At 66.3% G+C, this 26,425-nt stretch carries 25 protein-coding genes and 2 tRNA genes; 18 read left to right on the forward strand and 9 right to left on the reverse strand.

Going from position 1 to position 26,425, the window contains the following annotated elements:
* Window positions 1–217 precede the first annotated feature (217 nt).
* From FHS48_RS00760 to FHS48_RS00795, 8 genes are all read left to right on the forward strand, one after another.
* A tRNA-Asp gene (locus FHS48_RS00760) sits at window positions 218–294 on the forward strand.
* A 158-nt stretch (window positions 295–452) separates the two neighbouring features.
* Window positions 453–529, forward strand: a tRNA-Asp gene (locus FHS48_RS00765).
* Between the two features lie 115 nt (window positions 530–644).
* The gene (locus FHS48_RS00770; RefSeq protein ID WP_184260103.1) at window positions 645–3,812 is read left to right on the forward strand and encodes a PAS domain S-box protein; all 3,168 of its coding nucleotides are present in this window, start codon (window positions 645–647) and stop codon (window positions 3,810–3,812) included.
* 347 nt (window positions 3,813–4,159) lie between these two features.
* Window positions 4,160–4,438 carry a hypothetical protein gene (locus FHS48_RS00775; RefSeq protein ID WP_184260105.1) on the forward strand — a complete coding sequence of 93 codons (279 nt, stop codon included), beginning with the start codon at window positions 4,160–4,162 and terminating at the stop codon, window positions 4,436–4,438.
* Between the two features lie 180 nt (window positions 4,439–4,618).
* Window positions 4,619–5,305 carry an ATP phosphoribosyltransferase gene (hisG, locus tag FHS48_RS00780; protein ID WP_184260107.1) on the forward strand — a complete coding sequence of 229 codons (687 nt, stop codon included), beginning with the start codon at window positions 4,619–4,621 and terminating at the stop codon, window positions 5,303–5,305.
* A complete protein-coding gene (gene hisD, locus FHS48_RS00785) occupies window positions 5,305–6,618 on the forward strand; it encodes a histidinol dehydrogenase (protein WP_184260109.1) in 1,314 nt (437 codons plus the stop codon). The genes hisG and hisD overlap by 1 nt, the downstream gene beginning before the upstream one ends.
* A 201-nt stretch (window positions 6,619–6,819) precedes the next feature.
* Window positions 6,820–7,302 (forward strand): UPF0262 family protein, encoded by a 483-nt coding sequence (locus FHS48_RS00790; protein WP_184260111.1) that lies wholly within the window; start codon window positions 6,820–6,822, stop codon window positions 7,300–7,302.
* A 5-nt stretch (window positions 7,303–7,307) separates the two neighbouring features.
* Entirely contained in the window at window positions 7,308–7,754 is a 447-nt protein-coding gene (locus FHS48_RS00795) for an arsenate reductase ArsC (protein WP_184260113.1), read from the forward strand.
* Between the two features lie 11 nt (window positions 7,755–7,765).
* Here FHS48_RS00795 and FHS48_RS00800 read toward each other — a convergent pair whose 3' ends face one another.
* Window positions 7,766–7,933, reverse strand: a complete 168-nt coding sequence (locus tag FHS48_RS00800; RefSeq protein WP_184260116.1) for a hypothetical protein — start codon at window positions 7,931–7,933, stop codon at window positions 7,766–7,768.
* Between the two features lie 201 nt (window positions 7,934–8,134).
* Between FHS48_RS00800 and FHS48_RS00805 the strand changes: the two genes are divergently transcribed.
* Window positions 8,135–9,631, forward strand: coding sequence for a sensor domain-containing diguanylate cyclase (locus FHS48_RS00805; protein WP_184260119.1), 1,497 nt, complete (start codon window positions 8,135–8,137; stop codon window positions 9,629–9,631).
* A 34-nt stretch (window positions 9,632–9,665) separates the two neighbouring features.
* On the opposite strand, the gene FHS48_RS00810 is transcribed toward FHS48_RS00805, so the two are convergent.
* A complete protein-coding gene (locus FHS48_RS00810; protein ID WP_184260121.1) occupies window positions 9,666–10,460 on the reverse strand; it encodes an AraC family transcriptional regulator in 795 nt (264 codons plus the stop codon).
* A gap of 113 nt (window positions 10,461–10,573) precedes the next feature.
* On the opposite strand from FHS48_RS00810, the gene FHS48_RS00815 reads away from it, so the two are divergent.
* Window positions 10,574–11,500 carry a DMT family transporter gene (locus tag FHS48_RS00815; protein WP_184260124.1) on the forward strand — a complete coding sequence of 309 codons (927 nt, stop codon included), beginning with the start codon at window positions 10,574–10,576 and terminating at the stop codon, window positions 11,498–11,500.
* Between the two features lie 2 nt (window positions 11,501–11,502).
* Here the strand turns inward: FHS48_RS00815 and FHS48_RS00820 are convergent, their stop codons facing one another.
* A complete protein-coding gene (locus FHS48_RS00820; protein WP_260402304.1) occupies window positions 11,503–12,354 on the reverse strand; it encodes a DUF4344 domain-containing metallopeptidase in 852 nt (283 codons plus the stop codon).
* Window positions 12,355–12,481: 127 nt separating this feature from the next.
* On the opposite strand from FHS48_RS00820, the gene FHS48_RS00825 reads away from it, so the two are divergent.
* From FHS48_RS00825 to FHS48_RS00840, 4 genes are all read left to right on the forward strand, one after another.
* Window positions 12,482–13,789, forward strand: coding sequence for a hypothetical protein (locus FHS48_RS00825; RefSeq protein WP_184260131.1), 1,308 nt, complete (start codon window positions 12,482–12,484; stop codon window positions 13,787–13,789).
* Between the two features lie 420 nt (window positions 13,790–14,209).
* On the forward strand, window positions 14,210–15,283 hold the full coding sequence (locus FHS48_RS00830; RefSeq protein WP_260402278.1) for a transglycosylase SLT domain-containing protein: 1,074 nt from the start codon (window positions 14,210–14,212) through the stop codon (window positions 15,281–15,283).
* A 91-nt stretch (window positions 15,284–15,374) separates the two neighbouring features.
* Window positions 15,375–16,823 carry a hypothetical protein gene (locus FHS48_RS00835; protein WP_184260133.1) on the forward strand — a complete coding sequence of 483 codons (1,449 nt, stop codon included), beginning with the start codon at window positions 15,375–15,377 and terminating at the stop codon, window positions 16,821–16,823.
* 103 nt (window positions 16,824–16,926) lie between these two features.
* Window positions 16,927–17,445, forward strand: a complete 519-nt coding sequence (locus FHS48_RS00840) for a chemotaxis protein CheW (protein WP_184260136.1) — start codon at window positions 16,927–16,929, stop codon at window positions 17,443–17,445.
* Window positions 17,446–17,561: 116 nt separating this feature from the next.
* On the opposite strand, the gene FHS48_RS00845 is transcribed toward FHS48_RS00840, so the two are convergent.
* Window positions 17,562–18,866, reverse strand: coding sequence for a diguanylate cyclase domain-containing protein (locus FHS48_RS00845; RefSeq protein WP_311769052.1), 1,305 nt, complete (start codon window positions 18,864–18,866; stop codon window positions 17,562–17,564).
* Between the two features lie 311 nt (window positions 18,867–19,177).
* Here FHS48_RS00845 and FHS48_RS00850 point away from each other — a divergent pair, with 311 nt between their 5' ends.
* Window positions 19,178–20,020: an AAA family ATPase gene (locus tag FHS48_RS00850; RefSeq protein WP_184260151.1), complete on the forward strand. Its 843-nt coding sequence runs from the start codon at window positions 19,178–19,180 to the stop codon at window positions 20,018–20,020.
* Between the two features lie 74 nt (window positions 20,021–20,094).
* On the opposite strand, the gene FHS48_RS00855 is transcribed toward FHS48_RS00850, so the two are convergent.
* Window positions 20,095–20,487: a hypothetical protein gene (locus FHS48_RS00855; RefSeq protein WP_184260153.1), complete on the reverse strand. Its 393-nt coding sequence runs from the start codon at window positions 20,485–20,487 to the stop codon at window positions 20,095–20,097.
* Between the two features lie 65 nt (window positions 20,488–20,552).
* Between FHS48_RS00855 and FHS48_RS00860 the strand changes: the two genes are divergently transcribed.
* Both FHS48_RS00860 and FHS48_RS00865 read left to right on the forward strand, forming a co-directional pair.
* Window positions 20,553–21,743 carry a vWA domain-containing protein gene (locus FHS48_RS00860; protein ID WP_184260155.1) on the forward strand — a complete coding sequence of 397 codons (1,191 nt, stop codon included), beginning with the start codon at window positions 20,553–20,555 and terminating at the stop codon, window positions 21,741–21,743.
* Window positions 21,744–21,869: 126 nt separating this feature from the next.
* A complete protein-coding gene (locus FHS48_RS00865; RefSeq protein ID WP_184260157.1) occupies window positions 21,870–22,649 on the forward strand; it encodes an SDR family oxidoreductase in 780 nt (259 codons plus the stop codon).
* 74 nt (window positions 22,650–22,723) lie between these two features.
* Here the strand turns inward: FHS48_RS00865 and fabF are convergent, their stop codons facing one another.
* Genes fabF through FHS48_RS00880 form a run of 3 tightly spaced genes read right to left on the reverse strand, consistent with a single transcriptional unit; the run spans window position 22,724 to window position 25,447 of the window.
* On the reverse strand, window positions 22,724–24,001 hold the full coding sequence (fabF, locus tag FHS48_RS00870) for a beta-ketoacyl-ACP synthase II (protein WP_184260159.1): 1,278 nt from the start codon (window positions 23,999–24,001) through the stop codon (window positions 22,724–22,726).
* Window positions 24,001–24,495: a winged helix-turn-helix transcriptional regulator gene (locus FHS48_RS00875; protein ID WP_184260163.1), complete on the reverse strand. Its 495-nt coding sequence runs from the start codon at window positions 24,493–24,495 to the stop codon at window positions 24,001–24,003. The genes fabF and FHS48_RS00875 overlap by 1 nt, the downstream gene beginning before the upstream one ends.
* Window positions 24,496–24,532: 37 nt before the next feature.
* Entirely contained in the window at window positions 24,533–25,447 is a 915-nt protein-coding gene (locus FHS48_RS00880) for a DMT family transporter (RefSeq protein WP_184260167.1), read from the reverse strand.
* Window positions 25,448–25,605: 158 nt separating this feature from the next.
* Between FHS48_RS00880 and FHS48_RS00885 the strand changes: the two genes are divergently transcribed.
* Window positions 25,606–26,043, forward strand: coding sequence for an Lrp/AsnC family transcriptional regulator (locus tag FHS48_RS00885; RefSeq protein WP_184260170.1), 438 nt, complete (start codon window positions 25,606–25,608; stop codon window positions 26,041–26,043).
* A 20-nt stretch (window positions 26,044–26,063) separates the two neighbouring features.
* Here FHS48_RS00885 and FHS48_RS00890 read toward each other — a convergent pair whose 3' ends face one another.
* Window positions 26,064–26,324, reverse strand: coding sequence for an usg protein (locus tag FHS48_RS00890; RefSeq protein ID WP_184260173.1), 261 nt, complete (start codon window positions 26,322–26,324; stop codon window positions 26,064–26,066).
* Window positions 26,325–26,425: the final 101 nt, after the last annotated feature.

The following is a 26,425-nucleotide window of genomic DNA, read 5'->3' on the forward strand; positions in this document are numbered from 1 at the left end:
CGGCCTGTCACGCCGAAGGTCGCGGGTTCGAGCCCCGTCACTCGCGCCATCATCCGAGACAACAAAAACGCCGGTCCCCGTGACCGGCGTTTTGCTTTTGGGGGTTACGACAACCCTCTGATCCCCTTACATTTTCCCCGCACTATTTTCTTTTCCGCCTCCTGCATTTTATGCTTGCCAAGGGGCACCGGGACCCGTATAAACCGCCTCCTCGGATGCGGGTGTAGCTCAGTTGGTTAGAGCGTCGGCCTGTCACGCCGAAGGTCGCGGGTTCGAGCCCCGTCACTCGCGCCATCATCCGAGACAACAAAAACGCCGGTCCCCGTGACCGGCGTTTTGCTTTTCCGGCCTCCGGTTTCCACTCTGCCTTGTGCCGTGACGATTTTTTGACGTCCGTGCATTTTTCCCCTTGCATCAGATGGATAAGGCCGTTAAAAACCCGCCCACACCACGCGGGTGTAGCTCAGTTGGTTAGAGCGTCGGCCTGTCACGCCGAAGGTCGCGGGTTCGAGCCCCGTCACTCGCGCCATTTTCTCAAAAGCCCCGGCTTCCACAGCCGGGGCTTTTGTGCATCCGGATCCCGGCTGTCCTACGCCCCGCCATATCTCCATTCCCATCTGCATCAAACCCGGTACACTGCGCCGATGCTGCCGATCCCGCGCCCGATCCGTTCCGCCCTGCTGTGCCTGCTGCTGGTTGTCACCGCCGGGCTGCCACCGGGATATGCCGCGACGGAAGACAGCTCCACGCTGCCAAAGGTGGTGATCCAGCTGCGCGGGGTGCCGCAGTTCCAGTTTGCCGGATATTACGCCGCCCTGTGGCAGGGCTATTACGCCGACGAAGGGCTACAGGTGGAACTCCGCCCCGGCTTCACGCCGGATGGCCGGTCGGTCTCCACCACCGCTGCCGTTGCCAGTGGCCGCGCCCAGTTCGGCATCGGGTCATCGGATATTCTGGTGGCGCGGGATCAGGGCTCGGATCTGGTGATCCTGAACAGCTTCCTGCAATGGAGCCCCTTTGCCCTGTACCTGAATCCGGCGCTGCCGGAAACCTCGCTGCGCAGCCTGCGGGAAATGCGGTTCCACGACCCCGATCTATCCGCCCAGTGGCACGAGGCTCTGGCACTCGGGCTGTCGATGCTGATTCTGCCGCATGAGCTGACCATCACCGACCGCAGCGCCTTCACCGGCTTCCAGACCTCCGACGCCCTGCTGGGGTCGGTGCTGTCAACGCCGTGGGTGCTGTCCGATCAGGGGATCCCCTACCGCGAGGTGCGGCCCCGCGATTATGGTGTGGAATTCCCCGGCGACACCCTGTTCACCAGCCGCAGTCTGGTCGACCGGGACCCGGCGCTGGTCGAACGCATCATGCGGGCCAGCGTCAAGGGCTGGACCTACGCCCTCAGCCATTCCGACGAAATCGCCGGGCGGCTGGCCGAGGAATTCCCCAATGCTTTCGGCCGGGCCAGCGCCGTCACCATCAACCGCAGCCAGATTGAGAAGGTCAAGGCCCTGACCGGCTGGCCGCTGGTGAAGGTCGGCGACATCAACCCCGCCCGCTGGCAGGCGGTGCAGGAAACCATGCGCCGCCTGAATCTGGTGCACACCCCGCTGGACCTCGACGATTTTGCCTTTGACTCGGTCCGGCTGGAGCAGGACCGCGCCAAGCGCCTGCGCCATGGCCTGACGCTGGGCATCGCCATCCTCAGCATTCTGCTGTTTTCCGCCGGAACCGGGGCGTGGCTGATGCGCCGCGCCCTGCTGCAACGGCAATCAGCCCTGACGCAGGCGGAAGACCGCTACCGGCAGGTGCTGGACAGCGTGCCCGACCACGCCATCTTCGCCATGGACGCGGCGGGCATCATCACCAACTGGAACGACGGGGCCCACCGCCTGCTCGGCTATTCGCGCGCCGCCGTCCTTGGCCGCCCGGTGGCGGAAGTGGTGCGCGGGCTTGATCTTCTGGGCGGGGATCTGGTGCCGCCTGCCCTCAGCTCCGGGCTGCATCTGGTGCCGGAACGCAGCTCCGGTCAGGGCTGGCTGATGCGCGCCGACGGCAGCCGCTTCTGGGGGGAATGGGTGCTGTCGCCGGTCACCCCGCAGAACCCCGACGATGCCGACCCGCAGCAGTTGCCCGGCTATGTGCAGGTGATCCGCGATATTTCCGCCCGCAAACGCTCGGAAGACCGCATCCGCTTTCAGGCCGGGGTGCTGGATCAGGCCAGCTCGGCCATTGTCGCCACCGATATTGTCGGGCGGATTGTCTACCTGAACGCCATGGCCCGCCGGGTGTTCCTGATCGGCGACGGCGTCGCCATCGGGCGGCGGCTGGAGGAACTGGGGATTCTGCCGCGCCTGACCCCGCCCGACCGCCCCGGCCAGCCGGAACAGCGGGAAGTCACCGCCCACCGCCCCGACGGGGTGGAGTTTCCCGCCCTTGTCACCAGCGCCACCATCGACGAAGCCCACACCGGCGACCGCTACATCGTCCATCTGGTTCATGATCTGACCGAACGCAAGGCGCTGGAGGCCGAGGTCCAGCATTCCGCCAATCTGGCGCTGCTCGGCAAGATGTCGGCCAGTCTGGCCCACGAAATCAACCAGCCGCTGAACGTCATCCGGCTGTCGGCGGAAGGCTGCCTGCTGCGGCTGGATCAGGGGCGGCTGGACCCGACGGAACTGACCGAACGCCTGAAGATCATTTCCTCCACCGCCGCCGGGCTGTTTGACACCATCGACTTCATGCAGGTTTTCGCCCGGCGGGAACGCACCGCCGATCTGCCGGTGCCGACCGTCACCTTTGACCTGTGGCACAGCGTTGATGCCGCCATCGCCACCGTCAGCGAGGAATACCGCCGCAGCGGAATCCGGCTGGAGGTGGACCGCCACGAGCTGCCCGCCCTGGGGCACGGCCGCCCCCGGCAGGTGGAACAGGCGCTGGTCAACCTGCTGACCAATGCCCTGCACGCGGTGGCCGACCGCCCCGCCGACACCCCGCGCCGGGTGCAGGTGGCGGTGAATGCCCCGCTGCCGCCCTTCCCCCGCCACACGCCGCGCAGCCTGACCATCAGCGTTGCCGACAGCGGCCCCGGCATCCCCCCCGCCGTGCGGGAGCAGGTGTTTGAGCCCTTCTACACCACCAAGGCCGCCGGAAAAGGCACCGGACTGGGGCTGGCGATCAGCCGCGATATCCTGCGGGCGATGGACGGCGACCTGCACGCCCTCAGCAGCCCGGATCTCGGCGGGGCCTGCATGGTGCTGGAAATCCCGCCCGCCCCCTGCCATGACGCCACATCGGATGACCTGCACCACATCACCGATGGCCCCGGGGCGTCCCTCCCCGGCCAACCCCATGGCCATGTGCTGGTGGTCGATGATGAACCGCTGGCCCGTACCGAGATCGCCGACGGCCTGCGCCATTCCGGCTGGCTGGTCAGCACCGCCCACGGCGGCCATCCCGCCATTGCCCTGCTGGAACAGGCCCATGGCGACGGCAACCGCCCGGCGCTGCCGCCGATTGACATCGTCGTCACCGACATTCACATGCCGGAAGGATCCGGGGTGGAACTGGCGGAACGGATTGCCGAGGACTATCCGCAGGTGTTCGTCATTGTCATGACCGGTCAGCCGCAGCGCGGATCCGCCGATCTGGAAGGACTGGGGGCCGATGTCGATCTGGTGATGCGCAAACCGATTTCCCTGCGGGAGCTGGACGTCCGCCTCCACAGCCTGATGGAAACCACCATTGACGACGACGGGGACGACAGCGGGGAGGAAAACAGCACCGCCCCGCAGCACTCACCGGCAGACTGATGATTTTACGCCATCATACCGGCCCCTTCGCGCCCACCCTGCGGCTTTTGTCTGTATGGTAGTACGCCTGTGTTGTCTCTTTGCGCACCGGTTACCCTGTGTTACGGTCCTGCCGGGGACATGGATGGCACCGGGCGTACACCCGGAGCCGTAGATGATGCGGACGCCACTGTTGAAGGGGCAGTGCGGCCAGACACCCCGGGACCGGCACCGGTGTTTCCGGACAGGGTGCAGGCCGGGCCACGGACAGGCGTGGCACAACACAGCAGGGCCACAGGCCCCTGCGTTTGGGGGAAGGATCGCCCGGCTGGCCCGACTGGCCGCCGGAGCAGAAGGGCAGACAGTCAATGAGCAACCCGAAGGGGCGTACCAAGGAAGAAAATGTCCGGGAAATCCGGCGGCTGCATGATATGTACAACCGTCTCCCGCCGGATAAGCAGAAGGCCATGCGCCCGCATATGCAGGCCCGGATCGACAAGCTGAACGCCGCCATTGCCGGTATCGAGCGCAAGGCCGGAAAAAGCCCGGTTGTCGGGATCATTCAGGGGGTTCTGCTGGCCACTCTGGTCGGGTTGATCGCCCTGGGGGCCGGGTTCTTCGGCGTCTCCTACCTGATGGCAAAATAAGCATGACAAAACCCGGCACTGGCCGGGTTTTTTGTTGGCCGCCCCGCCCGCGCCCCTGCCCTGCGCCGGTTGCAGGGCACCCCCGCCGCGCCGCGAAACCGGGTTTTCCCTCTGGCTTGAGGGCGGCGAAGCATGTAAACATCGGAGTCCGTTAATAATCTGGATGGCGTTGCCCGTACGATGACCACCTCCCCGGACCCGTTGGTGATTGCGCTGCCGAAAGGCCGCATCCTGAAGGAATGTATGCCCCTGATCCGCGCCGCCGGCATCGAGCCGGAAGCGGCCTTTGATGATCCGGACTCCCGGCAGCTGACCTTCGCAACCAACCATCCGCATATCCGCATCATCCGGGTCCGGTCGTTTGACGTCGCCACCTTTGTCGCCTTCGGGGCGGCCCAGCTCGGCGTCTGCGGCAACGACGTGCTGATGGAGTTCGAATACCCCGAACTCTATGCCCCGCTGGATCTCGGCATCGGCCGCTGCCGCCTGTCGGTGGCGGAACTGGCGCAGGGGGCCGACCGCGGCTCCCTCACCCACGGCGACCCCAGCCAGTGGAGCCATGTGCGCATCGCCACCAAATACCCGGAAGTGACCCGCCAGCACTTCGCCGCCCGTGGCGTGCAGGCGGAATGCGTCAAGCTGAACGGTGCCATGGAACTGGCCCCGACGCTGGGCCTGTGCAGCCGCATCGTCGATCTGGTCTCCACCGGATCGACCCTGAAGGCCAATGGGCTGGTGGAAGTGGAAACCATCGCCGAGGTGTCCTCCCGCCTGATCGTCAACCGCGCCGCCCTGAAGGTGCGCCCGGCGGAACTGAACGGCTGGATCGACACCTTCCGCACCGTTGTTGAGAAGGGAGCCGCCTGATGAACGCCGACACCCCGCGCGGTCCGGTCACCCTGCACGCCTCCGACGCTGGTTTTGAGGCCGCTTTCACCGACCTTCTGAACCAGAAGCGGGAAAACGACCCCGATGTGAATGCCACCGTCGCCGCCATTCTGGCCGACGTGCGCGCCCGGGGGGATGCCGCTGTCACCGAATACACCAACCGCTTTGACCGTCAGTCCCTGACCCCGGATCAGATCCGCCTGACCGCCGACGAGATCAACTCGGCGGCGGACAGCGTCGATCCGGCCCTGCTGGTGGCCCTGCGGCAGGCGGCGGAGCGCATCCGCGCCTATCACCGCCGCCAGATGCCGGAAGACTTCCAGTACACCGATGACGCCGGGGTCCGCCTCGGCTCCCGCTGGTCAGCGGTCGAGGCTGCCGGTCTGTATGTTCCCGGCGGAACCGCCGCCTATCCGTCGTCGGTGCTGATGAACGCGATTCCGGCCAAGGTGGCGGGGGTTGACCGTCTGGTGATGGTGGTGCCGACCCCCGACGGCGTCCTCAACCCGCTGGTGATGGCCGCCGCCCGCGAAGCCGGGGTGGATGAAATCTACCGCATCGGCGGGGCGCAGGCGGTCGGGGCACTGGCCTATGGCACCGAAACCATCCGCCCGGTGGACAAGATCGTCGGCCCCGGCAATGCCTTTGTCGCCGCCGCCAAGCGGCAGGTGTTCGGGATTGTCGGCATCGATATGATCGCCGGGCCGTCGGAAATTCTGGTGATCGCCGATGCCGCCAACGATCCGGCGTGGATCGCCATGGATCTGCTGAGTCAGGCCGAGCATGACACCGCCGCCCAGTCGATCCTGATCACCGATGACGCCGCCTTTGCCGCCGCCGTCGCCGACGCGGTGGAGGAGCACCTGAAGACCCTGCCGCGCGCCGGGATTGCCCGGGAAAGCTGGCAGACCCACGGCGCCCTGATCGTGGTGGAAGACCTGCGGCGCGATGCCCCGGCGCTGGCCGACCGCATTGCCGCCGAACACCTTGAGCTGGCGGTGGAGGAGCCGGAGGCACTGGCTGCCCGCATCCGCCATGCCGGGGCGATCTTCCTCGGCCGTCACACCCCGGAGGCGGTCGGCGACTATGTCGGCGGCCCCAACCATGTGCTGCCCACCGCCCGCTCGGCCCGGTTCTCCTCCGGCCTTGGCGTGCTGGACTTCATGAAGCGCACCTCGCTGCTCGGCTGCACGCCGGAGGCGCTGGCCCTGATCGGCCCCGCCGCCGTGACGCTGGCCGGGGCGGAAGGCCTGCAGGCCCATGGCCTGTCGGTGGCGCTGCGCCTGAAATAACCCGTTACCCCCCGACGGTGGGCCTGCCTGCCACCGGGGTTTCACCCGTTACGCCCTTCCGGCGGCGCAGGCCGGACACCAAATGCCCCGCGCACGGCCAAACAGCGCGGGCAGACCGGGAAACCGGGGGGAAGCAAACCGCCTGATCCGGGGCCGCCACCTGAACGGCCGCACCGGATCAGTCCAGCCTGCGGGGGGACAATGCACGCAGTGGAACACAGCATTTGCGCGGTTCATCTGGATGAACGGACACTGGTGCGTCGGCGTCCCGAAGTCGAGCATGAACGCAGCGTCGCCATCTATGACCTGCTGGAGGAAAACTACTTCCGGGTCCGGCAGGATGGCGTCAGCGGCCCTTACTCCCTGCATCTGTCGCTGGATGGCGACAAGCTGATCGTGCAGGTCAACAACCGCGATGACCAGCCGCTGACCACCACTTTCCTGTCGCTGAAGGGCTTCCGCTCGATCGTGCGGGAATACTTCATGGTCTGCGAAAGCTATTACACCGCCATCCGCTCCGCCACGCCGTCAAAGATTGAATCCATCGACATGGGGCGGCGCGGTCTGCACAACGAAGGCGCGGCGATGCTGGCCGAACGCCTGAACGACCACGGGATCGACGTCGATGAAGACACCGCCCGCCGCCTGTTTACGTTAGTCTGCGTCCTGCATCTGCGCGGGTGACCGGGGTGAGCAACGGCCTGCCGTCCGCCGTCCTGTTCGCCTGCACCATGAATTCCATCCGCTCCGTCATGGCGGCCGGAATCCTGAAATGGCTGCACGGGACCCGCATCTATGTTGACTCCGTCGGTGCCCGCAAGGGGGAACCCGATGGCTTTGCCATCGAGGTCATGGACGAAATCGGCATCGATATTTCCCGCCACCGCCCGAAAACCTTCGAGGAACTGGACGATGACAACTTTGATCTTGTGATCTCGCTGTCGCCGGAAGCCCAGCACAAGGCCGTGGAAATGACCCGCACCTCGGCCTGCGATGTGGAGTTCTGGCGCACCTTTGATCCGTCGATTCTGGAAGGATCACGGGAGATGCGGCTGGACGGCTACCGGCAGGTGCGCGACGAACTGATGAAGCGGCTGAAAGCCCGCTTCCCCGCCGTCAGCGCCCCCCGCCTGTAAGAAAAACCGCCTCAGCGCCGCTTGACGGTGATCGAGGACCCGGTCTGGTCCCGCTGGCACTCGGTGGAGGTTCCGGCGGCGACCGCCTCCAGATCCCGGTCAGACAGCTCATCCCCCGGCAGGACCGGAGATACGGGACGGTCCGACTCGGGGTGGGTTTTGGCATCAGATAAAGACATCGGCGTGCATCCTGAACGGAGATCAAAAGAGAGCCACCACTCTACCCTGTCCCCGGAATGACAGACCGCGTTCTGTGACAAGTATCAATGCGCGGTGACACGCAGGGACGCGCCGGAGTTGCAAAAGTAACGTAAGACGAGAGTCCCGCTCTGGTATATAGATAGCTGTTCCTATCCGTATCCACATCAGAGAGGCTGGCGTTGCCCCTCCAGTCCAAACCGCTGCCATCCTCCCCGCTGTCGCGCCTGTGCGCGATGACCGGCGTGTTTGGCCTGCTGTTCGTGATGCTGGCTGCCATCGGGGCCGGACTGGTGCTGGACCTGATCCGCAGCCGGGAAGCGCTGATTGCCGAACGGGTCGCGCTGGCTGATCAGCGCAGCCAGTTTCTCGCCCAATGGCTGGGAACCACCATCGTCTCGGTGGATTACGTCCTGAAGGGGCTGAACGACATGATCCCGCCGGAGGAGCTGATCCGGCGCACCGCCACCCCGGCGGAGACCGAACGCCTTAACAGCCTGTTGACGGTCAAGGCCGACAGCCTGCCCGGTGTACGGTCATTGTTCCTGTACGGGCCGGACTGCGTCTACCGGGCAACCTCCAACCCGGCCTTTCTCGGCTACCACAGCAGCCAAAGCTTCTGCACCGACCGGCAGGTGCCAGTGGAAGACCGGGTTCACCTGCAATATATCCCGGCAGAACAGTCCGTCTCCCAGCAGCCGGTGCTGCTGGTGGCCCGCCATCACTCCGGCCCGGATCGCCATATGACCGGGGGCAGCCTCGCCTCCATCCCGCTGTCCTATGCGCAGGACTGGCTGAATACGGTGCCGGTCGGCCCCAATGATGTGCTGACCCTGACCGATGACAGCATGACGATTCTGGCCCGCGCCCCCTACATCGCCGACGCCATCGGGAGACGCCTGCCACCGCGCACCGATACCCTGCGGCAGTTCGGCAGTGAGCGGGCCAGCCAGACCATGGTTGCCAAATCCCAGATCGACGGGCGGGAACGGATCTTCGGGGTCAGCAAGATCGAGAACGTTCCGCTGCTGATTTTTGTCGGTTTTGACCTGAGCGATGCCCTCGGTGACTGGCGGAAACGCTGCTGGCAGCTTGGTTCCGGGTTTACCGTTCTGCTGGGTCTGGCGGGCATTGCCTTCCGCGCCCACCGGGTTGCGCTGCGCCAGCGCGAGGCGATGCGCCGCCTGTCCATCACCGACCCGCTGACCGGCGTCTATAACCGGCGCCATCTGGTGGCCACCGGTGCCGCTCTGGCCGCCGGGAGCATCGCACAGGACTCTCCGCTGTCGCTGCTGCTGATTGATATCGACCGCTTCAAACTGGTCAACGACCGCTGGGGCCACCCCACCGGAGACCGGGTGATTCAGACTCTGGCCGATGATATGAACGGAGAATCGCGGACCACGGACACCGTTGCCCGGATGGGCGGGGAGGAATTCGCCCTGCTGCTGCCCGGCACCGCCGCCGCAGACGCACGGGCCATGGCCGAACGCCTGTGCCTGCGGGTCCGGCAGCGCCCGCCGGTGATGTCAGAGAATGGTCAGCCGGTACCATTCACCATCAGCATCGGGGTTGCCACCCTGCGCCCGGGGGACAGTTTCGACAGCCTGACCAGCCGGGCCGACGCCGCCCTGTATGCCGCCAAGGAAGGCGGCCGCGACCGGGTTTTTGCCCTCTGATCCCCGGTTAGCTCCCCCCAGATTAGCCCCTCGGTCAGTTCCCGCCGTTGCGGCGGCGGTATTCATCCGGGCTGGTGCCGGTCAGGCGGCGGAACATGGCGATAAACGCCGACGGACTGCCATACCCCAGATCCCGGGCGATGGTTTCCACCTTCCGCCCCCCTTCCAGCCGGGTCATGGCCGCCACCACCCGCAACCGCTGCCGCCATTCTGACAGCGGCATCCCCAGATCGCGCAGACAGCGCCGGGTCAGGGTGCGTTCGGTGGTTCCCGCCTGCCGCGCCAGCTCCGCCACCGGGCGGTTATCGCCGGGGTCGGCTTCCAGCGCCGCCAGAACCGGGGCCAGCAGCGGATCGGTCGAGGTCGGCAGGTAACTGCCGACCGGGCGGGCCAGCGTCAGCTGGTCAACCAGCACCTCCAGCAGCCGGACATCTTCCGGGCGGTCCGGCACCTGCGGCGGCACCGCCCGCAGATGTTCCAGCAGGGCCCGGACCAGCGGGCTGATCTCCAGCGCGCAGGTGGCGGCAGGCAGGCGGGCACACAGCGGGCCGCTGACATACAGCGAGGAATGACAGGCCTCATACCGGTTCAGCCCCTGATGCTCCACATCCGGCGGCAGCCACAGGCCATACTGCGACGGCACCAGATACTGCCGGTCGCCGACCCGCACCTCCATCACCCCGCTGTAGGAATAGACGAACTCCCCCCACGGATGGCGGTGGCTGGGATAGGCGGCATCAGCGGGCATGCAGGCGGTGCGGAAGTACAGCGGCTGCGGCAGGGCCGTGGCGAACGGTGGCTGCGGAAAATGGCGGGGCAGAAAGCTCATCGGGATCCCTGTGGCCGGTTTCAGAACCGCTTTGTCTGATTTTAGCTATATATCTTCTTCCGGACAATCCGCATCCTGACCGGACAGAACACCCCTGACCGGAAGACTCCCCCATGGATTCCCGTAAACCTGTTGACGGACAGGCCTTCGGCCTGATGCTGATCGTCTGTGCTGCCCTTGGCCTGCAACAGGTGGCCCTGAAAGCCACCCTGCACGATATTTCCCCGGTGTTGCAGATCGCCCTGCGTTCCGGGATTGCCGCCGCACTGGTCGGCGCCCTGATGCTGTGGAAGCGCGAGCTGCCGCGCCGGGGGGACGGCACACTGGCCCCGGGGCTGATCGCCGGGGGGCTGTTTGCCGTGGAGTTCCTGATTCTGGGGGAGGCCCTGCGCCTGACATCGTCCTCCCACGCGGTGGTGTTCCTGTACACCGCGCCGGTGTTCACCGCGCTGGCCCTGCATTTTCTGGTCCCGGCGGAACGGCTGGCCCCGGTGCAATGGGCCGGAATCCTGCTGGCCTTCGGTGGGATTGCCGCCGCCTTCCTCGGGCATCCGGCTGCCCCCGGCGGCGCGTCGCTGCTGGGCGATCTTCTGGCGGTTCTGGCCGGAATGGCCTGGGGTGGCACCACGGTGGTGATCCGCATCACCCGGCTGGCACAGGCCCCGGCCCGGCAGACCCTGTTCTATCAGCTGGCGGTGGCCTTTGTGGTGCTGCTGGGCAGCGCGGCGGCGCTGGACCAGACGGGCTTCAATCCGACCCCGCTGGCACTGGCCAGCCTGACCTTTCAGGCGCTGATGGTGTCCTTCACCGCCTTCATGATCTGGTTCTGGCTGCTGCGGAAATATCTGTCCTCCCGGCTTGGCGTGCTGTCATTCATGACCCCGCTGTTCGGGGTCGGGCTGGGCGCCTGGCTGCTGGACGAACCGGTCGATCCCGGTTTCCTGACCGGGGCAGGCATGGTGATTGCCGGAATCACGCTGGTCAGCGGCCACCAAGGACTGAAGACACTGGCCGATCGCCGCCGCCGCGCCGCCGCCTGATCCTACTCGTCGTCAGCCTCTTCCAGATCGGCGGTGATCTGGGCCTCGAATTCCTCCAGCAGCTCGTAACAGAGAGTGACCGAGAGGTCTTCCGGATCAAAATAGGCATTGGCCTCGTCGCAGGCTGCCGCCCGGATCGTCAGCTCATGGGGCAGCACAAAGCCGGTCCGCACATCCTCGGCCACCGTTTCCATCAAGCGGGACTCGCGGAGCAGGGCGGAGAGTTTGCGGTATTCCGGGGCCGGGGTTTCATGCACCACCCGCACCCGGCTGCGGCGTTTGTCGCCGTCGGCAATCATGTGGGGTTCCAGCAGCTTGGCCCAGCTGGTGCTGATCTGTTCGTATTCCTGCCCGCAGGCTTCGCGGCGATAATCCGGCAGATCGGCCTCGTCGGCAAAATCGCCGAAACGGTCAGGGTCGGCCCCATACAGTACGCAGACCACCGAATAGAACCGCTGCATATCCAGCCCGTGCTCGTCCCAGAACGCCAGTTCCTCGTCCTCGTCGGTGTTGGTGGCGGACATCAGCCAGCCCTGTGCCGCCGCCAGCACCCGGTCGGCCATTTCCCGGTCCCCGGCCTCCGGCACCATCAGCAGCGATGCCAGATTATCCACCGCGTCTTCCTCGCGGCCCAGCACCGGCAGTTGCAGCTCATGAATCAGCGCGTGCCCCAGCTCGTGATACAGGGTGAACAGGACATTGCCGAGGATGAAGGTCCGCACTTCCTGCGGCATTCCGTCCGGTTTCCGGGTTTTGCCGGGCGGAGCACTGTCTTTTGCCACCTTACTGGCCGCACCGGCCGTGACTGGCAGCATCAGCAGTGCCAGCAGAACAATCAGCCCCCGCAGAATCATCGTCACACCCCGTTCTCCTGTCGCGGTCGCGGCAGCCCAGACAAGCGGCCGAACTCTGATCGCTCCTTTCGATTATATAAAATCAGAGGTATTGTCCGTCTACTGGCAACATCAGCCCGGAGCCGCGATGACTGCTTCCCCTCTCCGCCTGTTGGTGATCGGCCTGCCGCTTATCGCCGCCCTGCCCGCCCACGCCATGCCCACCGGCGGCGTCTGCCTGGAAGGCAACTGCGATGACGGCATCGGGGTCTTCCGCGATAACACCACCGGGCTGACCTATCGCGGGCCGTTTTCTGATGGCCGCTTTGCCCCCAATGCATCCTACGAGGTCACTGACCCCACCCACCCCGGCACGGTTTACCCCTTCACCACCGACGCCAGCCGCGACTGGAACTATGTGGAGCTGTGGCGGACCGACACCCAGTTTTTCGCCGGGACCGGACGCAAGTTCCAAAATCCGTTCACCCATTACACCTTCTGGGCGTACAGCAAGGGGCAACTTCTGGATGGGCCTGACGTCACCTATGACGGTGACTTCGAATATGTCAGCCTGCCCCCGACGGATGGCCTCCGCGCCCAGACCGACCCCAACGGGATTGGCCTGCAAAGCGGGATCTTCATGTTTTCCGGCACCCGCACCACCAAAAGCACAGGCCAGCAGGAGTATGGTATTTTCGCGTCGGAGCCGGTGAAGCCGAAGACGCGGATCATCCTGTCTCCGGCGGATCCGGTCCGGATCGCCCAGATCCGGCAGAACTATCTGGCCGCCACCGCCGCCCAGTCGCAGCAGGAAGCCCGGCAGCAGGCCGCAGCCAATGACGGGCCGGACCTGCTCGGCACCCTGTTTCAGGCAGCGGCCGGGGGATTGCTGGCCTCCTCGATGGGGCAGATGGCCGGGGCGCTTGGCGGCGGCGGACCCGGCGGGGTCAATGCGCTGAACCTGTCACAGGTGGTCGGGGTGATGACCGGGGCCACCTCCCCCGATCAGGCCATGGCGGCCATGACGCAACAGTATATGGCGCAGGGTCTGGGGGCGGCGGTCGGGGCGACATCACCGCAGGACTTTGCGGCGCTGGCCGCCGGTCTGTCCTCCGGCGGCACTGTGGCCTCGACTCACGGGGCCGTCACCGCCGCCACGCTGGCACAGGCCCGCGCCCTGATGCCGCCGACCGGAACAACCGCCGCCCCGCCGCCAGCGGCAGGCAGCGGCAGCCGTGTTCCGGCGCTGGAGATGATGACCCTGCCCTGCACCAATGAAAACGGCTCCTTCACCGGACAGTCAAAAGTCCCGAAGGCCGCCGCAGACTGCCGCGCCGAAGTGATCGCCCATCGCAAGGTCCAGTGCCGCGCCGACTGGATGACCGACCCGTCCTATGCCGCGATGAAAGCCTGCTTCCAGAAAAAGGGAATTGCCGACCTGTCCCAATGGCGCTGACGCGGCCCGCCCGGCGGAGGGGCAACCGGACCGGCCATATGCCGCATTGCAGCATCGACTGTCACCCCCCTTTGGCGGCGGCAGGACCGTCCCGAACACGCACCATCCCGGAAAGCGGCATGTCAGAGCAGACCGGCATATCCCGGTTTTCCCTGCCTCTTCTTGCCTGTTGTCCTCCAGACCAGAAAAAAGCCCCCGGGGATTAGCCGGGGGCCCAAGTTTAGGGAGGAAACGTCCAAAAAGGCAGGCAACGAACCCGAGGGCTCTCTTGTTGCTGCAATGCAAAAGTACGACAGCCCGCCCCTGAGCGCAAGCACATTTTTTAAGCATGCTTCATTTTTGTTCATTTCCAGTTTTTCTCCGCATGGCACAGGCTTTGCTTATCCTCTCGCCATCCTCCTCCCCTGCTGCCGGACCGCCATGCTGACCCGCACCGCACCGCACCGCCCGCTCCGCCCCCGCCTGATCCGTCAGGCGACCGGCGTTGCCGTGGCGCTGCTGACGGTCGCCGCCATGCTGTCTCCGGCCACCGCCGCCCCCCTGACCAACACCCCGCAGGCCGCCGCCAGCCGTCAGGCTGTTGCCGCCGCCAGCACACAGCCGCGCTTTTTTGATCTGCCCGCCCGCCCCGGCGTCCCGACTCCGGTCCAGTCGCCGCCCCTGCCGCGCGCAGCCCCGGCTCTGTCCGCTGCCGCCAATGCCCCGGCGACCCCCGATGGCGGCCTTGGCCCCGACGGTGTGCTGTGCCGCCGCGAAACGGAGCGGCAGGAACGGCAGGCCGGATTCCCGCGCAACCTGCTGACCGCCCTGTCGCATGTCGAATCCGGCCGCTGGGATGATGCCCGGGAGGCAAAAGTTGCCTGGCCGTGGACAGTCATGGCCGAAGGACGCGGCAGATATTTCCGCACCAAGGCGGAAGCCATTTCCGAAGTGCGGGGCCTTCAGGCCCGGGGCGTCAAGAACATTGACGTCGGCTGCATGCAGATCAACCTGATGTACCACGGCGATGCCTTCGACTCGCTGGAACAGGCCTTCGACCCCGCCGCCAACGTCGGCTATGCGGTGGAATTCCTGACCAATCTGTACGAGGAAACCGGCGCCTGGACCCGGGCCGCCACCCGGTATCATTCCGCCACCGAAGTTCACGCCATCCGCTACAGCGGCGTTCTGGCCAAGGAATGGACCCGCCTGAACCGCGATACCGGCACCGCGTTGACCACGGCGGAACTGGCGACCGGCAACCGCCCGGTGGCCATGCCTGCCGCCCTGCCTCTGCCAGCCCAGCGCCAGCCGATCCTGTCGGTGAAGCCGCTGTTCACCCCGGCCCAGCTGGCCGCCCTTGAACAGCAGCGCCAGAAAATGGAATCCCTGCGCGCCCAGCAGGACCAGCAGCGTCAGGTCGCCAAAACCTACGCTGAGAACTGGCGGGCCCAGAAGATGCAGGAATATCTTCAGGCCCGGCGCGGCAGCACGGTTCAGACCGCCGCCGACTGACCCCCGGCCCCTCTCCCGGTCCGCCGGGGCTGGACAGCCTGCCCCCGGCGGGAGTATCCCGGTCAGGCCCCCAGACTGAACCGGCCTGACCATGCCCCCCTTCCCCTCACGCCCTGCATCTCCGTCCGGTGCCCGCCACCGGTTTGCCGCCCTGTCCCTCAGCGTGATGCTGATCGGCGTGCTGGCAGGCGATGCCCTGCCTGCCGGATCCGCCCCCGTTCTGGCGCTCCTCGCCGGGGGTGGCCTGTTCCTCTATGCAGCGGCCTGCCTGCCGGATATGAGCGTGAAGGCCCGCAGTTTCGTCCTCCTCAGCGCCGTTCTGGCCGCCGCCACCGCCCTGCTGGCCCCGCAGGCTGCCCCGGCGGTGCTGCGCCGCGCCACCGCCGGGGCAGCCTTCGTTGCCGGGCTGTATGCCTCCCTCGGGTTTCTGCGCGATGCGGCGGAAACCAGCCCGCTGGTCCGCCGCTGCGGCCTGTGGCTGGCGGCCCAGCCGCCGGGGCGGCGCTATGTCGCGCTGGCCTCCGGGGCGCATCTGTTCGGGATTATCCTGAACTTCGGGGTCATCCCGCTGCTGGGGGCGATTGTCCGCTCCGGCGTCGGCGATGACGACAGCCCACGCGGGCGGTTGCGGCTGCGGCGGATGATGAGCGCGGTCCACCGTGGCTTCAGCCTGATCCTGCCGTGGTCACCGCTGACCGTCTCCCTCGCCGTGGTCCTGACCGCCCTGCCGCAGCTGCGGTGGGAACATCTCGCGCCGTGGGCCCTTGGCACTGCCGCCGGGTTTATGGTTATCGGCTGGCTGGCCGACCGTACCCTGCGCCCGCCGCCGGATCAGCGCCAGCAGCATTGGCCGACATCGGGGGAACCGTGGACGGTGCTGCTGCCGGTGGTCGGGCTGGTGATCCTGATTTTCGCCGTCGGCGGCCTGTGGTCGGCCCTGTCCGGGGCCCGGCTGGTGGTGGCGGTGATGACGGCGACGCCGCTGATCGGCTGCGGCTGGATTCTGGTGCAGATGCTGGCCGCCGCCCCGTCGGCCCGGGTGGCCCTGTCGCGGACCGCGCAGCGGATGCGCGGGCATGGCCTGCGGTTTTTCCCCGGCTACTGTAACGAAATCACCCTGCTGTCGTCCGCCGCCTTCATCGGGGCCTGCATCTCCGCCCTTGTGCCCGCCGATGTGGTCGCCGCCACCCTGCGCGCCCTGCCGGTGCCGCCCTCCGGGCTGGTGGTGCTGGCGGCGTGGCTGGTGGTGGCCTGCGGGCAGATCGGCATGAATCCGGTGCTGTCCGTCACCCTGCTGACCGGCACCCTGCCGCCGCCGGAGGTGATGGGGGTTCATCCGGTGGCGCTGGCGGTGGCCCTGACCGGGGCATGGTCGCTGACCGCGGCCTCCTCGCCGTTCTCGGCCGCGCCGATGGTCACCGCCACCATGGCCGGTACCACCGCCGGAACGGTCGGGCGGCGCTGGAACGGCCCCTATACGCTGGCCGCCCTGATCTTTCTGTCCGGCTGGGTGCTGCTGGTGGACAGGCTGGCGGGATAAGGCCGTATACATCATCCCTTTTGCCTACCGGAAAGGACTGGAACAGCGGGGCTTTTCCGGTCATTATGGCCGCACAAGGGGCTAGATCCGGAGTATGTGACAGATGGGTGATTTGACTCCCGCCAACCAGGGGCATGTGGTCGCGGTCAACGCGCGCACGGTGGGTGCTCAGGATGAACAGGTTTTCGTCACTGTCTATGTCGAGCGGCAGCTGTTCGGCATTCCGGTGGAACGGGTTCAGGATATCCTGATCCCCGAAAAGATTGCCCGCATCCCGCTGGCCCCGCCGGAAGTCGCCGGGTCCATCAACCTGCGCGGCCGTATCGTCACCGTGATTGACGTCCGCACCCGCCTCGGGCTGCCGAAACAGGCAGACTCCGAAGGCAACGTGATGTGCGTGACCGTCGAACAGGGGCAGGAACTGTATTCCCTGCGGGTGGACAGCGTCGGCAACGTGCTGACCCTGCCGATGCGCACCATTGAGCAGAACCCCTCGACGCTGGATCCGCGCTGGCGCGGCATCTCCGCCGGGGTGGTCCGTCTGGAAGGCGAACTGCTGATCGTGCTGGACGTTGACGCGTTCCTCGATTTCAGCTCGGGCCAGCAGGCGGCGCGGGGCTAAATCCGGCCCCATCCGATGCAGACTGAAAAACGGCAGCTCCGGCTGCCGTTTTTGTTTATCCCCAGAACCTTTTTTATGCCCGGAACCGGGGCGTGCCCTCCGTCCTTCTGCGGCGGTCAGGCGGCGATCACCCGGTTGCGTCCGGCATTCTTGGCCCGGTACAGGGCCTGATCGGCCCGGGCCAGCGCCGCATCGACATCCGGGGGAACCTGCGGCAGCGCCGTCAGTTCGCTGACTCCGGCACTCAGGGTGTGATGGCCCCCATCGGCAAACGGGGTTTCCGCCACAGCCTGACGGATTCTTTCGGCCAGCCGCTCCGCCCCGGCCTGCGGCATATCCGGGCAGATCACCAGAAACTCTTCGCCCCCCCACCGGCCGACCAGCCCCGGCCCGGCACCGACCACCTGCCGCAGGCGGCTGGCCAGTTCCGCCAGAACCCGGTCCCCGACCTGATGGCCGCAGGTGTCATTGATCCGCTTGAAATGGTCGATATCAATCAGGATCAGCGAGGCCACACCGCCCTGCCGCCCCAGCCGGGCGCGGACCTGATCCAGCTGCGCATTCAGGCAGGCGCGGTTGCCCAGACCGGTCAGTCCATCGGTGCGTGACATGTGGTGCAGACGGCGGTTCAGGGTCTTCAGCTTCAGCACCCAGAACAGACTGGCCGCTAGAATTCCGCCCAACACCGCCGCCCCGTTCCAGACCAGATCCGGATCAATGCCGGTGTTCACCTCAATCGCCACATGGCGGTTGGCCACCGCCACCCGCTCTTCCGGGGTCAGGGAGGCAATGCCACTGTTCAGGCGCGGCACCAGATCCTCGGCCACCTCATTGCGGACCCCGATCCGCAGCAGGTTCTCGTACCCCGGCACCTGCCCGGCAACCTTCAGGTTGAACCAGCCCTTCTTGCGGATGCTGTCCACCGCCACCGTCATGGACCGGATCGCCATATCGGCCTTGCGGGTCGATACCAGACCGAAGGCTTCCGCCTCACTCTCCGTGGTCACAATCCGCAGCTGCGGGTAATCCCGGCGCAGACGTTCCTCAATCGAGGTGCCTTTCGGCAGGGCCACCGTTTCCCCGGCAAAGTCGGTCAGGTCCCCGACCATCGGGTGGTCCTGATGGGTGATGACGACATTGGGATCGACATACAGGGGATCGGTGAAGGTCAGCCACTGTCGACGCTGGGCGGAGGTGTTGAGGAAACTGAGCATCTGGCACTGGCCTTCGCGGGCAGCCTGAAGGCTTTCGTTCCAGTCCCCGGTCGGCATCAGCCGCAGGGTCAGGCCGGACCGTTCCGCCACCAGCCGCAGCAGATCGGCGGCAATCCCCTCATGGCGTCCCTGTGTGCTGATCCATTCATAGGGGGCCCAGTCCGGATCCACGCAGTAGGGCACCGCGTCACCGGCTGTGGCGTGCACGGGGCCTGCCATCATCAGCCCCAGAAGAAACAGTCCTACCCGGACCCCCATCCGGACAGGCATTCTGCGCGTCACGCTCAAGCGCATCCCCTTTATATGCACAACCATAACTTATCCCCGCATCGACCATAGGGGATTACGCCCCCGGGATGAAGGGGAAGATTTCACCATATTTCCCCCACAGCGTGTGGGGATCCGGTTCCCGCCCGTGGTCTCTCTTGACCCCCGGCGGTGGATCCGTACAGTCTGGGACAGTTATAGTTTTCTTTAATGCCGTGCCCCTCTTTCCCTTGCGCCGAGGTCCCCCCGCAATGAGCTTCACCGGCACCGACTCCTATGTCGCCACCGAAGACCTGATGGTCGCCGTCAACGCCGCCATCACCCTCCAGCGGCCGCTGCTGATTAAGGGGGAACCCGGTACCGGCAAGACCGTTCTGGCGCAGGAAGTCGCCGGGTCGCTGGGGGTGCCGCTGATCCAGTGGCACGTCAAATCCACCACCAAGGCCCAGCACGGCCTGTATGAATATGATGCGGTCAGCCGCCTGCGCGATTCCCAGCTTGGCGACCCCCGGGTCAAGGATATCGCCAACTACATCCGCCCCGGCAAGCTGTGGGAGGCCTTCACCACCGGGCGGGCGGTGCTGCTGATTGACGAGATCGACAAGGCGGATATCGAATTCCCCAACGACCTGTTGCAGGAACTGGACCGCATGGAATTCTACGTCCATGAAACCGGCCAGACCGTGCGGGCCGACATCCGCCCGGTGGTGATCATCACCTCCAACAACGAGAAGGAACTGCCGGACGCCTTCCTGCGCCGCTGCTTCTTCCACTACATCCGCTTCCCCGATGCCGACACCATGCAGAAGATCATCGAGGTCCACTACCCCGGCATCCGCAATGCACTGGTGCGGGATGCCCTGACCTCGTTCTATGAACTGCGCGAGGTGCAGGGCCTGAAGAAGAAGCCGTCCACCAGCGAGCTGCTGGACTGGATCCGCCTGCTGATGGCCGATGACCTGACCGCCGAAGCCCTGCGCGCCGGGGATACCCGCAGCATCCTGCCGCCGCTGCACGGGGCCCTGCTGAAGAACGAGCAGGACGTTCATCTGCTGGAACGGCTGGCGTTCATGAACCGCCGGGCCGGGCGGTAAAACCCGGCCTCGGTTGGTATGAACCGCCGGGCCGGGCGCTAACCCGGCCCCGGTTGACAGGGAATAAGGATCCGTCAGGTGGGGGGCGCAACCATGACATCAAGGCTGCGGATCATCAGGGGCTTGCCCACCGGCGGGTTGACCACCGCGCCGCTGGCCATGCGCCGGGTGAACCAGCCACGGCGTTCCGCTTCCGCCACCAGCGCGGCGGGGGAAACCGCCTGCCAGCCTTCCAGATGCTGGTCGAAGGTGCCGCCGCCGGCCCAGAATTCCAGCTCCTGCGTCAGCGCCGCCTCGGTCAGCGCCGTGGCCCGGCGGGTGTTCCACGCCGCCATCAGGTCCAGCATATCATCGGGATGCAGGGCCTTATCCAGTCCGCGTTCTTCCAGACTGCGGCGGAACTCATGCCAGGTTCCGGCACCCTTCAGCAGGGTCAGTGCCTCGGTGACTTCGGCGGTGGGGGTCATGATGCGGCTCTCCTGCTCCGGCACGGTGCAGGGGTCAGACTATCATTCCGGCAGGGCGGATTTCCATGTTCAATAAGTTGTTTTTCGAGCTGCGCTCCGCGCGCGTCCCGGTCAGCCTGAATGAATACCTGACCCTGCTGGGGGCGGTGCAGGCGGGGTGCGCCAATTATTCCGTCACTGATTTCTACTATCTGGCCCGCGCCACACTGGTGAAGGACGAACGCTTCCTCGACCGCTTCGATCAGGTGTTCGGCACCGTCTTCAAGGGGGTGGAAAGCATCTCCGCCGAAGACCTGTCCACCACCGCCGATATCCCGGAGGAGTGGCTGCGGAAACTGGCGGAGCGGATGCTGACCGAGGAGGAAAAACAACAGATTCAGTCCCTCGGCGGCTGGGACACACTGATGGAAACCCTGAAAAAGCGGCTGGAGGAACAGAAAGGGCGGCATCAGGGCGGCAACAAATGGATCGGCACCGCCGGAACCTCGCCGTTCGGGGCCTATGGCTACAATCCGGAGGGGGTCCGCATCGGGCAGGACAGATCCCGCCACCGCCGCGCCGTCAAGGTGTGGGACCAGCGGGATTTCCGCAATCTGGCCGATGACGTGGAGCTGGGCACCCGCACCATTAAGGTCGCCCTGCGCCGCCTGCGCCGCTTCGCCCGGCAGGGGGCGGCGACGGAGCTGGATCTGGACGGCACCATCCGCTCCACCGCCCACCACGCCGGGATGCTGGACATCCAGATGGTGCCGGAGCGGCACAACACCATCAAGGTACTGCTGTTCCTCGACATCGGCGGATCGATGGACGACCACATCAAGCTGTGTGAGGAACTGTTTTCCGCCGCCCGCAGCGAATTCAAGCATCTGGAATACTACTATTTCCACAACTGCCCCTATGAGTCGGTGTGGAAGGACAACAGCCGCCGCCAGACCGACCGCATCCCGACGGAGGAGGTGCTGCGCACCTACCCCGCCGACTACAAGCTGATTTTTGTCGGCGATGCCTCGATGAGCCCCTATGAAATCGCCGTCCCCGGCGGCAGCGTCGAACACTGGAACCCGGAGCCGGGCCGGGTGTGGATGCAGCGCCTGCTGGCGCAATGGCCGCATGCCGCATGGCTGAACCCGGTGGACCGCCGCTCTTGGGGGTACACCCACTCCATCACCATGATGCAGGAGCTGATGGAAGACCGGATGTTCCCGCTGACGCTGGAGGGGCTGGATCAGGCGATGCAGTGCCTGAACCGCCGCTAGACCGTTTTCAGCCCCTCCCCAGTGGCAAAACCCGGGTGGCAAGACCCCAGTGGCAAGAAACGGGTGGAGAGCCCCCCGGCAGAGGGCGAGGATCCGGCAGTCCCCTCTCTCTCAAGGAGTTCTGCCATGTCCCCCTCTTCCTCCCGCCGCCTTGACGGCAAAGCGCTGATCGTCAGCGGTGCCAGCTCCGGCATCGGGGCCGCTGCGGCCCGCCTGTTCAGCGCCGCCGGGGCCAAAATCGTTGCCGTTGGCCGGGATTCCGCCCGTCTGGCCGCCCTGCTGGAGGACCTGCGCGCCAGCGGCGGCGAGGCGGTAACCGTCAGCGGCGATGTCGCCGGTGCCGACACCGCCCGCCGGGCGGTGGACGCGGCGGTCAGCACCTTCGGCGGCCTTGACGGGGCCTTCAACAACGCCGGAATCACCGGAGACATGGCCGCGGTGGAAGACCTGCCGCCGGAACAGTGGGACCGGGTGATCGCCACCAACCTGACCGGTGCCTTCCACGCCGCACAGGCCCAGATTCCGGCCCTGACTGCCCGGGGCGGCGGGGCGCTGGTGTTTACCTCCACCTTTGTCGGCCACACCGTCGGCTTCCCCGGCATGGCCGCCTATGCCGCCAGCAAGGCGGGCCTGCTGGGCCTGACGCAGGTGATCGCCGCAGAAGGCGGACCCCGGCGGATCCGCGCCAATGTGCTGATGCCGGGCGGCACCGACACCCCGATGGGGCAGGCGGTCGCCCACACCCCGGAAATCCGGCAGCATGTGGAAGGCCTGCACGCCCTGAAGCGGATCGCCGCGCCGGAGGAAATCGCCCGCGCCGCGCTGTTCCTGCTGTCCGATGACGCCAGCTTCGTCACCGGCACCGCCCTGATGGCCGATGGCGGGGTCTCGATCTGCCGGAGCTGATAAGAGGACCGGAAAAGAAACGGGGCGATGATCAGACGATCACCGCCCCGCCGGTTTTTAGGCGCTGACCGATCTCATGCACCGGTCCAGCGGCGGAACAGCACGCTGGCATTGACGCCACCGAAGCCGAAGCCGTTGGACAGGGCATAGTCAATCGCCATCGGGCGGGCTGCCCCCTGCACCAGATCCAGCCCCTCCGCCGCCGGGTCCGGCGTCGTCAGGTTCAGGGTCATCGGCGCAATCTGGTCGCGCAGCGCCAGCACGGTGAAGATCGCCTCGATCCCGCCAGCCGCCCCCAGCAGGTGGCCGGTGGCCGACTTGGTGGAGGCGACGGCGACACCGCCGGTGCGCCCGAACAGGCCGCTGATCGCCGCCAGTTCCCCCTTGTCCCCGACCGGGGTCGAGGTGGCATGGGCATTCAGGTGCTGCACCTGATCCGGGGTGATCCCGGCCTGCTTCAGGGCCGTTTCCATCGCCCGGCGGGCCCCGCTGCCGTCTTCCGGCCCGGCGGTCATGTGATAGGCGTCGGCACTGGTGCCATAGCCGACCAGTTCGGCGATCGGGGTGGCCCCGCGCTTCAGCGCATGCTCAAGGCTTTCGATCACCAGCAGACCGGCCCCTTCGCCCATGACGAAGCCGTCGCGGCCTTCATCAAACGGGCGGGATGCCTGTTCCGGCGTGGCGCTGAACCCGGTGGACAGGGCGCGGGCGGCGGCAAACCCGGCCAGCGTCACCCGGCTGAGGCAGGCTTCCGCCCCGCCGCACAGGGCGATGTCGGCTTCCCCGGCGCGGATCATGCGGGCGGCGTCGCCAATCGCCTGAACCCCGGCGGCGCAGGCGGTCACCGGTGCGCCCAGCGGGCCCCGGAACCCATGTTTGATCGAGACCTGACCGGCGGCCAGATTGACCAGAAATGACGGCACGGTGAACGGAGAGACCCGGCGCGGCCCCTTGTCGTCGCAGGTGCGCACCGCCTCGATCATCGCCGGGAACCCACCGATGCCGGAGGCGATCACCGTTGCGGTGCGTTCGCGCTGCTCATCGGTTTCCGGGGTCCATCCGGCCTGCGCCAGCGCTTCATCCGCCGCCGCCATGGCGAAATGGATGAAACGGTCCATCTTCTTCTGGTCCTTGGGGCTGATGGAGCGGTCGGGATCAAACCCGGCCTCGGCATCCTCCGCCAGAGTCGGCACCATGCCGCCGACCGTGGCAGCCAGATCGGCCACCATGTCGTCCGGCAGGGACCGGATCCCCGACCGGCCCGCCAGCAGGCGCTGCCACACCGGACCGATACCGCACCCCAGCGGGGACACAATCCCCATGCCGGTGACAACAAGACGCGGAGCATTCATCAACAGGATTCCTCAGGCTGCCCGGGGGACGGGTGGGGAACGATCCGGCCATCCGGCAGACGGGTGGCAAGCGCCACCGTCTGCGGCGTCAGGACCGCCAGCGTATCCGCCCGGACCACCTGCACCGTCAGCGGCTGTGCGCTGGCCCGGTCCGTGATCTGCCACACCGGCTGATCAATCGGCAGGTACCGGTTGCCCCAGTCAGCCAAAGCCATCAGCACCGGGAAAAAACCCTGTCCCTTTTCGGTCAGATGATAACTGTACCGGAGTGGACGGGTCTGATACGGGCGCTTTTCCAGCACACCCTGTTCACACAGGTGGGCCAGACGACGGCTGAGGATGTTGGGGGCAATGCCCAGACTTTTCTGAAAGGCGTCGAAGCGGGTTATCCCCCGGAAAGCGTCGCGCACGATCAGGATGCTCCACCAGTCCCCGACACAGTCGAGGGCACGGGCGGCGGGGCATGGCTGGGTATCAAAGCGGGTGTGCTGCATAGTGCGGACCCTACACCGGTCACTATCATTATGCAAGTTACTTTTCCGTGACAGGGCGCACCCCCTTCCACGGCACCCACCCGAAGGTGGACCCGGCCGCCGCCAGCAGAATGGCGGCCCCGCCGACCAGCTGCACCGTCTGCGGGCGGGTGGAGAATACCACCACATCAGCCACCACCGCCACCACCGGATAAATATAGGACAACGCCCCGACCAATGCGGTCGGCAACCGCTGGATCGCCGCGTACAGCAGCATGTACATCAGGCCGGTATGGACGATCCCCAGCGTCAGCAGACTGCCCCAGGCCGCCGGACCGGATGGCAGAGCCTTTCCGGCGGCAAACGGGGCCAGCATCAGCACCCCGACCAGCACCTGAATCAGGGCGATCCGGTGCGGGGGCTCCCCCTTCAGCCGCTTGGCCACCACCGCCGCCACGGCATAGAAAAACGCCGCCCCCAGCGCCAGCCCGATGCCGGTCAGATAATCAGCCCCCGCCGCTCCCGCCTTGGCAGAAATGATCAGCAGGACCCCGGCAAAGGCCACCGCCAGCCACAGCAGCCGCGCCAGCCCCGGCCGTTCGCCGAACAGCAGCATCCCCAGCCCGACCAGCATGAAGGGCTGGGTGTTGTAGACCGCCGTCGCCACCGAGATGGACGCCCGGGGATAGGCGGCAAACAGCAGCACCCAGTTCAGCACCAGCGCCACCCCGCCCAGCGCCGCCAGCCCGCCGGTGGCGGCAAAGGCCCGCCAGCCGCCGGGGCCGGGCCGCAACACCCCCAGCGCCGCACAGATCAGCAGCAGGGCCACCGCCCCGAAAACACAGCGCCAGAACACCACCTCCGCCACCGGCAGGCCCGACCACACCACAAACACCCCGATGGTGCCCGACAGCACCATCGCCGCCGTCATCCGGGCCACACCGCCCGCCGTTGACTGTTCTGACCGGCTCATGGGCCGTCCTCCTGCTCAAACCGTCCCGGATCAGCTCCGGTCCTGAAGAGTCTAGAGGAACGGGCACCGCCCGTACCGGCAGCATCAAAGGCCAATCGCCATCATTCCCTTTCCTTGTTAGGATAAAAGACGATTTCACCTTTCAGGAATCCGTGCTGATGCTGGATGAGACTGACCGCGCCCTGCTGACCCTGCTGACCGCCAACGCCCGGATGCCGCTGAAGGAGCTGGCCGGGCGGGTCGGCCTGTCCTCCCCCAGCGTATCGGAGCGGTTACGGCGGCTGGAAGAGCGCGGGGTGATCCGGGCCTTTACCGCCGACATTGATCCGGCCCGGCTGGGCTATACCCTACAGGCGATCGTGCGGATCCGTCCGCTGCCGGGGCGGCTGCATCTGGTGCAGAAGCTGATCGAGGAGATCCCGGAAATCACCGAGTGCGACAAGGTGACGGGCGATGACTGCTTCATCGCCCGCCTGATGCTCCGGGATATCAGCCATCTGGACCGGATTCTGGATGGCATCGCCGATAAGGCGGAAACCAGTACCTCCATCGTCAAGGCCCAGCCGGTGCTGCGGCGGCTGCCGCCGCTGGGGTGATTCCCCTGCGGGACATCCCTTCAGTGCAGCGTCCACTGCCCCTGTACCGCCTGCCAGCGGCCCGGCGTCAGCAGATCGGCGGCACCGACCCGTACCGAATGCAGGCGGCCCTCAATCTGCGCCTCCCAGAAAGCCAGAAAGCGCTGAAGTTCGGGGTATTTCGGGGCCTTGTCGTAGTGTTGCCAGATAAATTCCTGCAACAGGCGGGGGTGATCCGGCAGGTGGTAGAGAATGCTGGCCGTCACCAGCCGGTATCCGTCAAGCTGTCGTCCGAGATCCATGGTCAGATCCTCCGTCAGAAGGGGTGCCCATGAGTCAATTCTGTCATTTTTCTTTTTAAAATCAACAGGTTGATTTAGCAGCACTCAATGCCTGCGGCTGC

It is taken from the genome of Novispirillum itersonii, assembly GCF_014205675.1.
Lineage (GTDB): Bacteria > Pseudomonadota > Alphaproteobacteria > Rhodospirillales > Rhodospirillaceae > Novispirillum > Novispirillum itersonii_A.

Coding starts and splice junctions, on each gene's coding strand:
- FHS48_RS00770 (WP_184260103.1), top strand. CDS start 645: ATGCTGCCGATCCCGCGCCCGATCCGTTCCGCCCTGCTGTGCCTGCTG.
- FHS48_RS00775 (WP_184260105.1), top strand. CDS start 4,160: ATGAGCAACCCGAAGGGGCGTACCAAGGAAGAAAATGTCCGGGAAATC.
- hisG (WP_184260107.1), top strand. CDS start 4,619: ATGACCACCTCCCCGGACCCGTTGGTGATTGCGCTGCCGAAAGGCCGC.
- hisD (WP_184260109.1), top strand. CDS start 5,305: ATGAACGCCGACACCCCGCGCGGTCCGGTCACCCTGCACGCCTCCGAC.
- FHS48_RS00790 (WP_184260111.1), top strand. CDS start 6,820: ATGCACGCAGTGGAACACAGCATTTGCGCGGTTCATCTGGATGAACGG.
- FHS48_RS00800 (WP_184260116.1), bottom strand. CDS start 7,933: ATGTCTTTATCTGATGCCAAAACCCACCCCGAGTCGGACCGTCCCGTA.
- FHS48_RS00810 (WP_184260121.1), bottom strand. CDS start 10,460: ATGAGCTTTCTGCCCCGCCATTTTCCGCAGCCACCGTTCGCCACGGCC.
- FHS48_RS00815 (WP_184260124.1), top strand. CDS start 10,574: ATGGATTCCCGTAAACCTGTTGACGGACAGGCCTTCGGCCTGATGCTG.
- FHS48_RS00820 (WP_260402304.1), bottom strand. CDS start 12,354: ATGATTCTGCGGGGGCTGATTGTTCTGCTGGCACTGCTGATGCTGCCA.
- FHS48_RS00825 (WP_184260131.1), top strand. CDS start 12,482: ATGACTGCTTCCCCTCTCCGCCTGTTGGTGATCGGCCTGCCGCTTATC.
- FHS48_RS00830 (WP_260402278.1), top strand. CDS start 14,210: ATGCTGACCCGCACCGCACCGCACCGCCCGCTCCGCCCCCGCCTGATC.
- FHS48_RS00835 (WP_184260133.1), top strand. CDS start 15,375: ATGCCCCCCTTCCCCTCACGCCCTGCATCTCCGTCCGGTGCCCGCCAC.
- FHS48_RS00840 (WP_184260136.1), top strand. CDS start 16,927: ATGGGTGATTTGACTCCCGCCAACCAGGGGCATGTGGTCGCGGTCAAC.
- FHS48_RS00850 (WP_184260151.1), top strand. CDS start 19,178: ATGAGCTTCACCGGCACCGACTCCTATGTCGCCACCGAAGACCTGATG.
- FHS48_RS00855 (WP_184260153.1), bottom strand. CDS start 20,487: ATGACCCCCACCGCCGAAGTCACCGAGGCACTGACCCTGCTGAAGGGT.
- FHS48_RS00860 (WP_184260155.1), top strand. CDS start 20,553: ATGTTCAATAAGTTGTTTTTCGAGCTGCGCTCCGCGCGCGTCCCGGTC.
- FHS48_RS00865 (WP_184260157.1), top strand. CDS start 21,870: ATGTCCCCCTCTTCCTCCCGCCGCCTTGACGGCAAAGCGCTGATCGTC.
- fabF (WP_184260159.1), bottom strand. CDS start 24,001: ATGAATGCTCCGCGTCTTGTTGTCACCGGCATGGGGATTGTGTCCCCG.
- FHS48_RS00875 (WP_184260163.1), bottom strand. CDS start 24,495: ATGCAGCACACCCGCTTTGATACCCAGCCATGCCCCGCCGCCCGTGCC.
- FHS48_RS00880 (WP_184260167.1), bottom strand. CDS start 25,447: ATGAGCCGGTCAGAACAGTCAACGGCGGGCGGTGTGGCCCGGATGACG.
- FHS48_RS00885 (WP_184260170.1), top strand. CDS start 25,606: ATGCTGGATGAGACTGACCGCGCCCTGCTGACCCTGCTGACCGCCAAC.
- FHS48_RS00890 (WP_184260173.1), bottom strand. CDS start 26,324: ATGGATCTCGGACGACAGCTTGACGGATACCGGCTGGTGACGGCCAGC.